The following is a 13,246-nucleotide window of genomic DNA, read 5'->3' on the forward strand; positions in this document are numbered from 1 at the left end:
AAAATTAAAAAATCACTACTAAGTTAATTAGTAGTGACATAATGATCATTATTTTCCTAATTTTGCTTTAGCAGCGTCAGCAAGAGCAGTAAATGCTGCTGCATCGTTAACTGCTAAATCAGCTAACATTTTACGGTTAACTTCAACTTCAGCTAATTTCAAACCATGCATCAATTGTGAATATGATAAACCATTCATACGAGCTGCCGCATTGATACGAGTAATCCATAATTTACGGAAGTCACGTTTCTTTTGACGACGATCACGGTAGGCATAGTAATAAGAGTTCATTACTTGTTCTTTTGCAGTACGGAACAAGAGATGTTTTGAGCCATAGTAACCTTTTGCTAATTTTAAAATACGTTTACGACGTTTGCGTGCAACAACGCCACCTTTAACACGTGCCATTTATAATAATCCTCCAAATAATTCTATTAATATTCTATGTTTGCTTATTTAAGACCAGTAAGCATTGCTTTAATACGTTTGAAATCTCCACTGCTTACCATTGAAGCTTTACGAAGATGACGACGTTGTTTCTTAGTCTTACCATGGAAACGGTGTGAAGTATAGGCACGGAAACGTTTTAAGCCACCTGAACCTGTACGTTTAAAACGTTTAGCTGATGCGCGATGTGTTTTTTGTTTTGGCATTTTTAATACTCTCCTAAATAAATAATAATGTGTTACATTTATTTCTTCTCAGAAATAGGGGCAAGTTGCATAAACATTTGACGACCATCCATTTTAGCTCTTTGCTCGATGATCGCAATATCTTGTGTTGCTTCAGCAAAATCTGAAAGAACTTTTGCACCAATTTCTTTATGGGTAATCATACGTCCTTTGAAACGAACTGAAACTTTAACCTTATTTCCTTTTTCAAGGAATTTACGGCCATTACGAAGTTTGGTCTCGAAATCACCCTTATCGATGACTGGACTAAGGCGTATTTCTTTAACAGTCACAACACTTTGTTTCTTGCGTTGTTCCTTTTGTTTTTTCTGATACTCAAACTTAAACTTGCCATAATCCATGATTTTGGCAACAGGCGGTGTTGCCTGTGGTTGAATAAGTACCAAGTCAACATTAGCCTCATCAGCAAGTGCTTGGGCTTCGTTGAGCATTTTAATTCCTAATTGTTCGCCTTCAAGACCAACAAGACGCACTTCGCGAACGCGAATTTCATCGTTAATGAACAAATCCTTCTTAGCTATGTTCTTCACCTCTTTTATTTTTTAGAGAAAAACGAAAGCGGGCCTGATTAACAAGCCCGCACTACATTATATTTCATCATTGAAATGTGTTATGTAGAGCCAGACAACGTTAATTGCAAGGCGAGAAGTTCTCACTTCTGCTTTTCCCATTAGTACCATGATACTACATTTTATTTTCACTGTCAATGATTTTATTTGCTTTTTGTAAAATAAAGTCGACAACTTCGTCAATGCTTAAACCAGTTGTGTCTAAAGTAATCGCATCTTCTGCCGCTTTTAACGGAGATACTTCACGATGACTATCTTTATAGTCTCTTTGAGCAATTTCTTCTTTTAGGGTTTCTAAATCAGTCGGAATACCTTTTTCAAGGTTTTCTTTGTAACGACGTTTGGCTCTTTCTTCAACAGAAGCAATTAAAAAGATTTTTAATTCAGCTTTTGGTAAAACAACTGTACCGATGTCTCGACCATCCATGACAATGCCACCTTCAAGCGCAATGCTTTTTTGAAGGTCGACCAATTTTTCTCGCACTTCCGAAATAGCTGCAACCCAAGAGACATTTTTTGTCACTTCGTTTTGGCGAATAATATCCGTAATGTCAACATCACCGACAAAAACTCTTTGATTACCGTCATTACTATGCCCAAAAGATAATGGAAATTGATCTAATAAAGCAATAATTTCTGGAATTTGTTCGGCTGTCAATTGGTGTCTTAATATCAAATAAGTCATTGAGCGATACATCGCACCGGTATCTAAATAGGTATAATTTAATTTTTTTGCAATAATCTTTGCAACGGTACTTTTCCCACTTGAAGCAGGACCATCTATAGCAATTTGTATTGGTATCATTTTTTCCTCTTTATTCTACAAATACTTCATCTCCTGGATGGGCTAACCAAGAACCTGTACTCATTTTATCTGGGTTTAATTCATATAATTTTTCAAGTGAAATACCTCCACGTTCAGCGATACGTGATGGGCCCTCTCCAGCTTCTACGATGATTGTTTTTCTATTTTCTTTTGGTGTTTCAACTGTTGTTTGCGATTCTTTTGTTTCTTCTACTTGAGGAGTTTCTTGTTCAACGTTTTGCGTTGTTCGATTTGGGTTATAAAACGCCTCTTCAAGGGATTGTTTTTCAGAACCACCATTTGCTGTATAAATAACAATTAATAAAATACCAAAAATAATAGCAAAGAAGACAACTAATAAAATTGTCAAAAATGGCGTACTGATAACAGTACTCACTTTATGTTTTCGAGAGTTGTTTTGCCTTCTTTCAGCAAAAACCTTCATCTCCCATGGTTTCTTTACCATACCTTCTCCCTTGTTAATTCTTGAAATTAGTATTACAATAATACTATGAAAGTAACGATAATTCCAGAAAAATGTATTGCTTGCGGACTTTGCCAAACTTACTCCGATGTTTTTGATTACTATGACAATGGCATTGTTAAGTTTTCCAACAGTGAGGAGTTAATTCAAGAAGTCCCATACTCCGATGAGACACTCTTAGCTGTCAAATCATGTCCAACAAAGGCTCTTACGACACCGTAGGAGCTTTTTTATCATCCTTGTATGTTTCAAAATAATCAAGTTGAATAAAATTATCAAGCAACTCAACCTCTCCTTGAAAGGTGTCACAGACTACTAAGGCATCTAAAAAATATTTTTTAGGCCACTTTCTCATATAAAACAAGTGCTTTTCGCCATTTTTTAAGATTATTGTTACTGTTGATTTAGTAACATTTATTTTAGAGATGTCTGAAATCAATAACCTTTTCTTGAAAAACACATTTAAAGTGACAATCCTTAAATAGCCAGTTTCTTCAATAACAAAATAACGATGAAGACCAAATCCTGTCAAAAGAAGAAAAATTCCAAATAATAGAAAAATTTGAGAAGACATACTTGTCTTTTCATAGAGTAGAGATAGGGCAATAAAAATTGGAATGAAGGTTAAAGACCAATAGCTAATCAACCATGATAATTCTGGTTGAAAATGATATCTCATTTTTCCAAAAATCTTAATCATTGCTATCCTCCACTCTATTCTAGCATATCTTCATTTTTTAATCTTTGAAACTCGCAATACCGATAATGACATCAACGGCTTTTTCCATGGTTTCTAGGCTAACGAATTCAAAGCGACCATGCATATTTTCACCACCAGCAAAAATGTTTGGTGTTGGAATGCCCATAAAGGAAATTTTTGAGCCATCAGTTCCACCACGGATAGGTTCAATAACTGGTTTGATGTCTAAACTTTCCATGACATGTTTTGCAATTTCAACACTAGTCATATCTTTTTCAATGACTTTTTTCATATTATAATAACGATCAGATAGAGTCACCAGTACTCTTTCCTCACCTAAATCATTATTTATTTGTTTAGCAATTTTTTCCATCAATGCTTTACGTCTTAAAAAGTTATCGTCTTCAAAATCTCGGATAATATAGCTAGCATTTGCTTCTTCTACAGTACCACTTAAACTTAAAAGATGGAAAAAACCTTCATAGCCTTCGGTTAATTCAGGACGATCTGTTTTAGGTAGTTCTTTATGATAATCCATGGCTAATTGAAGAGCATTAATCATTTGTCCCTTAGCTGTACCAGGATGAACATTTCTTCCTAAAAATTTAATTTCAGCACCAGCAGCACTAAAAGTTTCATATTGTAGTTCACCAAGTGGCCCACCATCAACAGTATAGGCAAAATCAACATCAAAATCAGCAACATCAAATTTATTTGCCCCAATACCAATTTCTTCGTCAGGTCCAAAACCAACACGAATTTCACCGTGTTTTATTTCTGGGTGACTAACAAGGTAGGCCATTGCAGTCATAATTTCTGCAATTCCTGATTTATCATCAGCACCTAGAAGGGTTGTTCCATCCGTTGTAATGAGAGTTTGACCATGATAATTGTTAAGATTAGGAAAATCTTTTGGATTTAATTGGTAATTAGTATCACCAAGTTGAATAACACCACCATCATAATTAGAGATGACTTGGGGATTGACACCTTCTGCATTAAAATCAGCAGTATCAACATGAGAAATAAAACCAATCTTTCTAGTCATGGTTTCATCGTTTGCTGGTAAAGTGCCTACAAGGTAGCCATTATGTAGAAGATAATGAACATTTTCTAAACCGATATTCTCCATCTCAGGCTTCAACACATTTAAAACAAAATCCTTTTGAGAATCGGTTGTTGGTGTTGTCGTACTATCTGGATTGCTACGTGTGTTAATCTTAACATATGTTAAAAATCGGTCTAATAATTTGTCGTAAGTCATTGCTTTACCTCTTTGTCTAAATTCCTTTCTATTATAACATAAAACCAGCTTAATATGACTTAATATTAACGTGAAAAAAACCTTTCTTTACCATTTTTTTGCAAAGAAAGGTTTTTTATTTATGGCTTAATCATATCTCTTATTGGTAAGTACGATAATATCTTTTAATACCGGCAACAATCCCATCAGCAAGTTTTACTTGATAGGCAGATTGGCTAACCTTGTTATTTTCAGAACGATTTGATAGGTAGCCAAGTTCAACTAAAACAGCTGGTGCTGTTGTCTCCCTTAAAACTGCAAAAGTTTCACGTCTTACTCCTCTATCTGGCGCACCTGTTCTCTTAACCGTTTCTGATTGAATAGCATTTGCCAAAACTTGACTTCTTGCTAATCTTTCAGGATTATTATGATAGATTTTATTAATACGTGAGGGATATTCTTGATAATATTGGTACATGTAAGTTTCTATTCCACTAATATTACTATTAACTGATGCGTTAAAATGCATACTTAAGAATAAATCTGAATTAGAGGCGTTAGATTTTTTTGAACGATCTAGTAAATCAACATAAACGTCTTCTGATTCACGTGTCGTAACAACCTTATAGCCTTCTTTTTCTAAACGTTGTCTCACCAAGTTTTGCATTATTGTTGTTAATTCTTTTTCTGAATGACCAAAATAAGCAGCACCTGGATCTCTTCCACCATGACCTGCATCAAGATAGACCACACGATTAATCACATCATAATTTCCTTGTGATGCCGATCCTTTGATGCTAGAATTCAAAGCATGATTGCCTAAATTAAATCCAATTTCTTGGCCTTTTGTATTTGTGACATAAGCATGAACAGTGTAGTTACCTTTTTTATGCTGGTGATTAGCTTGGTTGATGTTAATAACAATTTGACCGTTTTTTACACTATCAGAAACATACCAAGATAAGTTTTCTTGTTTGCTTTCTGACCAAGCAGCGACACGGACAGATTTTATCTTTGGCGAGGTTGGTGTTTCAGAAATAAGAACATCCAAGGTTCCCTCATTAGGTTTATGATTGGTAACAACTGCTGTTATCTTACCTTGCTCTACTTTTTTCACATTAAAACCTGGACTACCAGCTAGACCAATCAAACGGTTGGCTTCTAGTTGATTATAACCATATATATGAACACTGTAATGACCACTATCAAAATTGTGATTTCTCACATCAATAGTTGATTTATAGCTAGTTGAAGAAATTTTAGCAGCTTTTTCCCATTTCAAATCATCCTGACCTTTGTTGTCAGACCAAACAGGAGTAACAATTCCATTGATATATAGGGGCACATCATTCACAACCACTTCATAGTTAGTTGCGGAAAGTTTATTAATAGCAACCTTAATATTTGGTTTAGAAATAGTTAATTTATCAGCTTTTAGTCCTTTTAGTTGACCACTTTGGGTAAGGTAAGTATGGATGTGGTAAGTGCCAAATCCTTTGTGATTAGTATAGTTAGCTGTTGCAACACCATTAGCATTAGCTGCGTACCATCTTAAATCATCTTGGCCCTTTTCATCTGACCAGACAGCAAAACGAATTTGTCTTAAATCTTTAACACTATCAGAAGTCAGTTTAATTTCAATCCCTTGTGATGTTAACTTTGAACTAATTTTATTGACGGGTTGTGGACGATTAATATAGTGTTTACCAAGATCAGTCCCAATGGTTTTACCATCACTGTAATCAGTATAAACATGAACAATATAATAATCACTCGTATTACTATGATCAGCAATATCTACTTTTGCAATCGCTTTTTTATTTGAAATAGTTGGTGTATACCATTTTAAATCATCTTGACCTTTAGCTTCTGACCAAACCGCCACCCTAACATAACGAAGGGATTTGGTTGATTGACTGGCATCAACGGCTACATTAAAACTGCTTTTGTTTTTATCGTAACTTTGAAGGCTAATTTTTGCGTATAAATCTTCTTGTTTATTCTCATGTTTAAAACCTGGTGTAGCCATTAAACCAATAAGTGATTTGGTTATTTCGCTATAACCATAAAGGTGAGCATGATAAAAACCAAAATCATTTTTATGATCTTTGACATTGATTAGCGTCTCGTATTGAGTTGGTGATAATTGCTTGGCTTGATACCATTTTAAATCATCCTGACCATTTTTATCAGACCATACTGGTACCACAATACTTTTTATGGTTTGAGGCACATCAGTCACATTAATGCGATAGTGATTGTCATCAACCTTAGTAATTTGAGCTTTAGGGGCAGGTTCTTTAATAGTAATCGTTGTTGCATTTAAGCCAATCATACGCCCACTTTGGTTGGCATAAGTATGCACATGATAAAGACCATAGGATTTATGGTTTTCATAACTAGCATAGGCAACACCACCTCTTTCGGCACGATACCATTTTAAATCATCTTGACCATTTTTATCCGTCCAAACCGCAAATAAAATACTTGTTTGTTGGGGAATTTCTCTTTGATATTGGAGACGTAACCCTATTGTTCCTTCTGAAACATCGGTCACAACTTGAGAATTAGCTGAGCCAGGTTTTGCTCTAAAGCCACTTGTGCTAGGTGCTTCCTTTTTACGATCAGCAATTTCTTCTTCCTCTTTAATAGTGCCACCATTGTTGATTGATTCTTGGTTTTCTTTGGAAAAATCCACTTCTTCACCATCAGAAACAAAATTTTGTGTTTCATCAACAGAACCAGATTCTTCTATTAAAAGTTTCTCAGAGGAAATTGGTTCTTCTGATGATAAGTTTTCTTGAGAAGAATTTAAACCATTCGTTGTGGCTGAACTTGATTCAGTAGTGGTTGTATCAGTTGATGGTTCTATACTAGCAACTTCTTCTATTTTCGGGACTTCTACCTGAACAGTTGTATCCTCGGCTAAAACCGTTGAAGGGTATAGCAAAATACTTGTAGCGATGGGTAGAATGAGTGTCCATTTCTTTTTTGAGAATAACATCATTTGGCCTCTTATCTTCAAATTTTTCCTTTATTTTAGCATTTTTAGGACGGTTCTTCAAGATTAATGCCAATGATATTAATCAAATAACAAATAAAAAAGCCTCTTAAAGAGACTTTTGGTTGTTGTTATTGGTAACTCGCGAAACTATAATAAAATTGTGGTCTCAATACTCGCCAATGAACCTTTGTTTGAACCTCATTATAGTTTAATTCACTAATGAGAAAACTGCCATCTGGATTAACATGTTCAACAAAGGCAACATGACCATACTGTGGTAAAGTGTAATCATGACCTCCCTTAACTGATAAAACGGCCCCTACACTTGGTTGATTGCTACGATGCCAACCTTGACTAGTCAAACTATTCACCCAATCTTGACCGTTACCCAACCAGCGATAAACAGAAAGTCCGTGCGTTTCTCTAATCCGGTTGTAGACATAAAACGTACACTGCCCTTGACTGTAGCTTGTTCCGATATTGTCATAACCTCCATATATTGTTCTTGATGTTGGTGATTTATATGTTAATAAGTTTTGATAATTTGATGGCATATAATACTGTGAAAAGTAAGCATAACTTGTTTCAATTCTTGCTGATAAAGATACCTGCGATAAGGGAAACCCTCTCGTTTCACCGTCATTATAAGTGATATAAACATGGACATGATAAAGACCACTTTTATTAGCATGATTTTTAACATCAGCGTTAATTAAAAACGAACCATTATTTGCATGTTGACTCTGATACCACTTGAGATTACCTTGATTGGCATCTGACCATACTGCAACACTTATCTGTTTAATGACTTTTGAGTGTTCAGTTTCATTCACAGTCACTGAAAATTGATTACTATTAGTCATGGAACTTCCCATTTGAGGACTATCGTAACTGGTAATGGCATCCACAGAAAAACCAGATGTGCTTTGTAAACCTTTCAAACCAGTATAAAGATCACTTCTTCCATAAAGATGAACATTGTAGTGTCCTAAATTAAAGCGATGGTTCTTAAGAGGCACTATTACCTGATAAGTGGTTGCATCAATTTTTGTCGCTTGATACCATTTAAGATCATCTTGACCATTCTTATCCGACCAAATAGGGACAAGAATATTTCTCATATGTTGAGGGACATTGTTTATCGTCACTTGATAAGCTGTATCTCTGATTTTAGTCATTTGATAATTAAGTTGTGATTTGTTTAATGTTAGAGTTTGAGAACCAATAAAACTAGATGAACTATTTTTAAACCAATAAGTATGAGCATGGTAGGTTCCAAAACCTTTATGATTGACATAAGGAGCAACTATCTCACCTTCACTATCGTGACGATACCATTTAAGATCGTCTTGACCACGTTCATCAGACCAAATGGCCGTCATTAAATAACCATTAGTAGGATTTATCGTGTTTGAAATTACAAAACCATCTGCTTCTGTTTCGACTTTAGGCTTAGAAATGTTAAAAGCAATTTGACCAAGATTTTTCCCTTCTACATGTCCATTTTTATCAGTAGTATAAACATGGGTAATGTAATGACCACTTTTAGATTTATGATTTTTAATATTAAAATGAAATACCATTTTCCCATTATCATCATAGCGAGCTTCATACCATCTTAAATCATCCTGTCCACCTTCATCCGACCAAATGGCAACTTTCATTTTAGTGATGTTTTTCTGATTAGATGGCTCAACTAATAAAACATCATAGGTGCCTAATGATTTGTTAATACTATCAATATAAATATCAACAGAATTTGTTTCGTTGGCAAAAATAGTGGTAGTAAAACAGATAAAATAAGACAGTAAGAAACAACAACTTAGTATTAAATCTTTCTTTTTATTCATTTTTCTCCTTTCTTTTGGAAGAAAATCGTTTCTCGTTGAGAAAATCATTTCCTCATTAAAGTATTCGAAAAGCTATTTTGTTTTTATGAGTAATATTAAAAGAGGCGTCTTTTTAGAAGACACCTCTTTTAATATTTAGAAAGTATAAATCAAAGATTAGAGATAATGGTAAAGATAACAAATTGTGTTATCTATATCTGAATATATAAGAAAATAAAATAGTAAATTAGTGGTACTAATCCAGATAAAACAATAAATGAGATCGTCTTTTTATTTGTATTAATTTTTTGAGGTGCAATAGATAACAAAAGTAACCAATATGGTAAAAAATAACGAGGTTGAACACCATCAATTTGAGGAGCTGCTACAGGAGTAAATTGTAAATAAAGAAGCAAAAAAGTAATGCCTACAATAACAATAAAACCAATTATTTTATATAAATTGAAAAAGAGAACGAATTTTTTATTCCAAGTATCACCATATTCAATAACTTTATCACTAATAAAAGTACTTAATGTCAAAGAAATGACTATAAAAAAGGAAGAAAGCATAGGTAATTGCATGTAATTTGCCGAATCAGCATATCCTAACTGCATTCCAAAAAAATTATAATTTGATATTTCTTTTACTAGTAAAATAAGAACTGTCTTAGGATTTGATTTAAGAAATGCAACTTGCTTAGAAATATCAGCCGCCACACCAAAATAATGACTACTGTCAACATTTCTAACTATAAACAACCAAAGTAATGTTATAAAAGCAAGAAATAAAATGAGTGATAAAAAATATAGGGACTGTTTCTTAGTGAGAACTTTATTATGCAACCCTACAATAATTAAAGGAATCATTAGAGCAACTAATAAAAAAGCAGGAGGTTTAGCAAAAACTAACCCTAAAGAAATAAAGCTATAAGTAATGATTTCATTTTTAGTGATTTTATCGGTTCGCTGTATGGCTTTATAAATTAAACTAAGACTATAAGCAAGAAATAAAGAAGTGATACCAAAAACAAAACTATCAGCTGTTACACTTGACATACTCAGGAAGAAAGGAGGACACAGTGCAATCAATATTAATGTTAATTTTCCAAAAGGTATGATTCTAATCGCCAAAATTAATAATACAAAAGAAACCAAAAACCCTGAAAGTCTCATTAAAATAAATTCAGTAGTTACATTCAAATGTAAAATTTTATTTATGAGGACAATAAAGGAAAAAGGAAAATATTGAAATGGCATATAACTAACAGCCGTTACACTAACTTTATAGATACTTTTATCATTAGACGTTATAGAATCATAATCTTCCATCCAATTGGGTTCAATTGCTTCAATTTCTTTATCAAAAAGTTTACTATTAAATGCTCTAGTTATAAATTTATTTTGAGTTTGAGAAATATTTCCACCATATTTTGTATTGTCTTGTTTTTGTGTTTTTAAAATATCACCATTAGCAATCTGAATACTTCTCACATAGTGTATTTCCTCATCATACCATGTTGCAGGTTGTCTTAAAAAAATTGAGGAGAGACCACTAATAAACAATAGAAATGTCAAACTTATTAAAACAGATGTCAAAAATTTATCTTTTGTTTTAAAGAAACCTTTAAAAATGTCCATCACTTCTCCTTTTTACAAATTGGAATACCACTATTGATAAAGTTAACCACACTATCATTGAAGTAATAAAGCTTAATGATGCTCCAAAAATTTGAAAATTTTCAACTAATTTATTAGAAAATAGTAAAGATACGATAAAACTTCCTGAATAAGGAATTATTAGATATTTTTGGAATCTCATTGCAGTTAATATATTGTCAATAGCGGTTGCAAAACTTCCTATTGAACCTCCAATCATTATGACAATTAATGAAAACCAATATTCCTTTAATTCTATATTGTATAGAATTTCCAAAAATTTAATTCCAATGATGCCACTTCCAAAAATAATTAATATACTTAGAAAAAATAAATTAGAGAATAACTTTCTTTGCAAAATTTTAAATTGATGAATTCTTTGCTTAGCAATTGCTATGGCCATTTCTGTGATAACTGGTCTAAAAAATAGCATCATCAAATTCATAACAAATGCAGGCATAAATAAGATGTTGAAAATCGTTTGAGAGCCAAATGCTATTTTGCCCAAATTTGTCATTGTCTCCAAAGAAAACTTTGGTTGATTATAAATAAATATAATTAGAAAACCATTTATAAAGAGTGGCAAAGTTTCATTCATTAATTTTAAACATTTCACAAATGAATCTTTTGACAAAAGTCCAGTAAAATCTACTTTATCAAAACCAATCGATTTCCTGATATCATATAACACTATAAATAGATATGATGATATACAAAGCATTTGTAAACTAAAAAGTAAATCTCTAGTCATAAAAATCAAAACAGCAAAAATCAAAAAAATTAAAGAATTTCGAAATGTTAAAGATTTACCAGCAATATCTAAACGTTCATGTTGCTGGAATAAACCTTGAAATAAGTCAGATAGAGCATCTGAGAGACGATACAATGAGACATAAAAAATGACTTGAGATTTATAGATATCATAATTAGTCATCATCAAGTAAATGATTGTAATTGCAAACATTAATAGACAGGAGAATAGTCTGGCTAAAAAGTATATAGAAAAAGAATACTTTTGTTCAATATCAGTCGCTTGAAAATTTCTAATTTGAAAAAGACCAATGACTACAAATAAATTTCCCAATGAATATGCAAATACATAACTATCGGAATCAACCGTATTTAAGAATCTTGAAACCACGATTAGCAAAACAACAGAAATTACAGCCGTGGAAAGACTTCCCATCATATTCCAAAAAAACATTTTTTGATAAGATGTCAATTTATTCATTTCTTTCCTCTTTTTTTAACAAGGCAATTTCTTGAGCTAGATGTTTTAATTTATGATTTTGAATAGAAATATTATTAGTTAAAGAGAAAATAATCATTAGACTTAAGCAAAAACCAAAGAAAAACAACATATTTGTTGGAGAATATATGCCTAATAAATTTGAAATAAATTTTAGAAAATTGGGGAACCATGTGAATATTAAGATGAAAAAAGCGAGTATAAACCATGAAAGAGAATATCGAATAGCAAGTTTATCATGCTTAATGAGATTTACCACCCATACAATAAAACTAAATATTAAAATACTTACAAAAATTCTAGCTATACTAGACATATCATTTTTTTCCTCTCAATTTTACAAATAATATTGCTAAAGTCACTTTAATCATATAATAAATAGACTTAGACATTGAAATAGATGAAACACCACCCATTCGTTCATTCATTATTACAGGAATTTCTTTGATATTATTCCCATTAATCAGTGTTTCCACTACTGTTTCTGGTTCTGGGTAATCATCCGGATAATTATATGAAAAACGTTCAATCAATTTTCTATTGACCATACGCAATCCAGAAGTTGCATCTGTAATAGTTTCGCCAGTCATCAATTTAATCAACCATCTAAAGTAACGAATACCTATACGACGTGCAAAAGAGGATTGGAAACCTTCGTTTTTTATAAAACGAGAACCTATTACCATATCAACATTAGATTCAGTCAGTTCTTGAAGCATTTTCGAAAGAAAACTTGGATTGTGTTGACCATCTCCATCTACTTGAACAGCAATATCATAACCATTTCTTTTAGCGTATCTGTATCCAGTTTGAACAGCACCACCAATTCCTAAATTAATTGGTAATGAAATAACATTAAATCCATTTTTTCTACAAATTTCAAGAGTACTGTCTGTGGAACAATCATTAATAATAACATAATCAAAATCTGGAGCATCTTTTTCGATTGAACTGATAGTTTTTTCAATGTTACTACTTTCATTATAGGCTGGAATAAGAATTATTTTCTTCAC

The 13,246-nt window shown here is 32.6% G+C and carries 14 protein-coding genes and 1 other annotated feature; of the genes, 1 reads left to right on the forward strand and 13 read right to left on the reverse strand.

Annotation, left to right across the window (positions count from 1 at the left end; all coding sequences use genetic code 11):
- Window positions 1-48 precede the first annotated feature (48 nt).
- From rplT to JHK64_RS00145, 5 genes are all read right to left on the reverse strand, one after another.
- Window positions 49-408, reverse strand: coding sequence for a 50S ribosomal protein L20 (rplT, locus tag JHK64_RS00125; RefSeq protein ID WP_199566967.1), 360 nt, complete (start codon window positions 406-408; stop codon window positions 49-51).
- A gap of 44 nt (window positions 409-452) precedes the next feature.
- Window positions 453-653: a 50S ribosomal protein L35 gene (rpmI, locus tag JHK64_RS00130; RefSeq protein ID WP_018369531.1), complete on the reverse strand. Its 201-nt coding sequence runs from the start codon at window positions 651-653 to the stop codon at window positions 453-455.
- Between the two features lie 38 nt (window positions 654-691).
- Window positions 692-1,222, reverse strand: a complete 531-nt coding sequence (gene infC, locus JHK64_RS00135) for a translation initiation factor IF-3 (RefSeq protein WP_026216725.1) — start codon at window positions 1,220-1,222, stop codon at window positions 692-694.
- 14 nt (window positions 1,223-1,236) lie between these two features.
- Window positions 1,237-1,362, reverse strand: a sequence feature (ribosomal protein L20 leader region).
- Between the two features lie 14 nt (window positions 1,363-1,376).
- Window positions 1,377-2,066, reverse strand: a complete 690-nt coding sequence (cmk, locus tag JHK64_RS00140; RefSeq protein ID WP_199566968.1) for a (d)CMP kinase — start codon at window positions 2,064-2,066, stop codon at window positions 1,377-1,379.
- 10 nt (window positions 2,067-2,076) lie between these two features.
- Window positions 2,077-2,532 (reverse strand): SAG1386/EF1546 family surface-associated protein, encoded by a 456-nt coding sequence (locus JHK64_RS00145; protein WP_199566969.1) that lies wholly within the window; start codon window positions 2,530-2,532, stop codon window positions 2,077-2,079.
- A 45-nt stretch (window positions 2,533-2,577) separates the two neighbouring features.
- Between JHK64_RS00145 and JHK64_RS00150 the strand changes: the two genes are divergently transcribed.
- The gene (locus tag JHK64_RS00150) at window positions 2,578-2,772 is read left to right on the forward strand and encodes a ferredoxin (RefSeq protein ID WP_199566970.1); all 195 of its coding nucleotides are present in this window, start codon (window positions 2,578-2,580) and stop codon (window positions 2,770-2,772) included.
- Here JHK64_RS00150 and JHK64_RS00155 read toward each other — a convergent pair.
- From JHK64_RS00155 to JHK64_RS00190, 8 genes are all read right to left on the reverse strand, one after another.
- Complete coding sequence (locus JHK64_RS00155; protein WP_199566971.1) at window positions 2,759-3,250, reverse strand: EbsA family protein; 492 nt, start codon at window positions 3,248-3,250, stop codon at window positions 2,759-2,761. The two genes, JHK64_RS00150 and JHK64_RS00155, sit on opposite strands and share 14 nt — an antisense overlap.
- A 37-nt stretch (window positions 3,251-3,287) precedes the next feature.
- Window positions 3,288-4,514 carry a peptidase T gene (gene pepT, locus JHK64_RS00160; protein ID WP_199566972.1) on the reverse strand — a complete coding sequence of 409 codons (1,227 nt, stop codon included), beginning with the start codon at window positions 4,512-4,514 and terminating at the stop codon, window positions 3,288-3,290.
- A gap of 139 nt (window positions 4,515-4,653) precedes the next feature.
- The gene (locus JHK64_RS00165; RefSeq protein WP_199566973.1) at window positions 4,654-7,500 is read right to left on the reverse strand and encodes a GBS Bsp-like repeat-containing protein; all 2,847 of its coding nucleotides are present in this window, start codon (window positions 7,498-7,500) and stop codon (window positions 4,654-4,656) included.
- A 125-nt stretch (window positions 7,501-7,625) separates the two neighbouring features.
- Window positions 7,626-9,347, reverse strand: coding sequence for a GBS Bsp-like repeat-containing protein (locus JHK64_RS00170; protein ID WP_199566974.1), 1,722 nt, complete (start codon window positions 9,345-9,347; stop codon window positions 7,626-7,628).
- A gap of 191 nt (window positions 9,348-9,538) precedes the next feature.
- A complete protein-coding gene (locus JHK64_RS00175; RefSeq protein ID WP_199566975.1) occupies window positions 9,539-10,966 on the reverse strand; it encodes a DUF2142 domain-containing protein in 1,428 nt (475 codons plus the stop codon).
- Entirely contained in the window at window positions 10,953-12,215 is a 1,263-nt protein-coding gene (locus tag JHK64_RS00180; RefSeq protein WP_199566976.1) for an MATE family efflux transporter, read from the reverse strand. Before JHK64_RS00180 ends, JHK64_RS00175 begins: the two co-directional genes overlap by 14 nt.
- Window positions 12,208-12,549: a DUF2304 domain-containing protein gene (locus JHK64_RS00185; RefSeq protein ID WP_199566977.1), complete on the reverse strand. Its 342-nt coding sequence runs from the start codon at window positions 12,547-12,549 to the stop codon at window positions 12,208-12,210. Before JHK64_RS00185 ends, JHK64_RS00180 begins: the two co-directional genes overlap by 8 nt.
- Before the next feature lies 1 nt (window position 12,550).
- Window positions 12,551-13,246, reverse strand: a complete 696-nt coding sequence (locus tag JHK64_RS00190) for a glycosyltransferase family 2 protein (protein ID WP_199566978.1) — start codon at window positions 13,244-13,246, stop codon at window positions 12,551-12,553.

Source organism: Streptococcus zalophi, assembly GCF_016481285.1.
Classification (GTDB): domain Bacteria; phylum Bacillota; class Bacilli; order Lactobacillales; family Streptococcaceae; genus Streptococcus; species Streptococcus zalophi.

Excerpts from the sequence above, each read along its gene's own strand:
- pepT (WP_199566972.1), bottom strand. The coding sequence starts at position 4,514 with ATGACTTACGACAAATTATTAGACCGATTTTTAACATATGTTAAGATT.
- cmk (WP_199566968.1), bottom strand. The coding sequence starts at position 2,066 with ATGATACCAATACAAATTGCTATAGATGGTCCTGCTTCAAGTGGGAAA.
- rplT (WP_199566967.1), bottom strand. The coding sequence starts at position 408 with ATGGCACGTGTTAAAGGTGGCGTTGTTGCACGCAAACGTCGTAAACGT.
- JHK64_RS00175 (WP_199566975.1), bottom strand. The coding sequence starts at position 10,966 with ATGGACATTTTTAAAGGTTTCTTTAAAACAAAAGATAAATTTTTGACA.
- rpmI (WP_018369531.1), bottom strand. The coding sequence starts at position 653 with ATGCCAAAACAAAAAACACATCGCGCATCAGCTAAACGTTTTAAACGT.
- JHK64_RS00165 (WP_199566973.1), bottom strand. The coding sequence starts at position 7,500 with ATGATGTTATTCTCAAAAAAGAAATGGACACTCATTCTACCCATCGCT.
- JHK64_RS00150 (WP_199566970.1), top strand. The coding sequence starts at position 2,578 with ATGAAAGTAACGATAATTCCAGAAAAATGTATTGCTTGCGGACTTTGC.
- JHK64_RS00180 (WP_199566976.1), bottom strand. The coding sequence starts at position 12,215 with ATGAATAAATTGACATCTTATCAAAAAATGTTTTTTTGGAATATGATG.
- JHK64_RS00155 (WP_199566971.1), bottom strand. The coding sequence starts at position 3,250 with ATGATTAAGATTTTTGGAAAAATGAGATATCATTTTCAACCAGAATTA.
- JHK64_RS00185 (WP_199566977.1), bottom strand. The coding sequence starts at position 12,549 with ATGTCTAGTATAGCTAGAATTTTTGTAAGTATTTTAATATTTAGTTTT.
- JHK64_RS00170 (WP_199566974.1), bottom strand. The coding sequence starts at position 9,347 with ATGAATAAAAAGAAAGATTTAATACTAAGTTGTTGTTTCTTACTGTCT.
- JHK64_RS00145 (WP_199566969.1), bottom strand. The coding sequence starts at position 2,532 with ATGGTAAAGAAACCATGGGAGATGAAGGTTTTTGCTGAAAGAAGGCAA.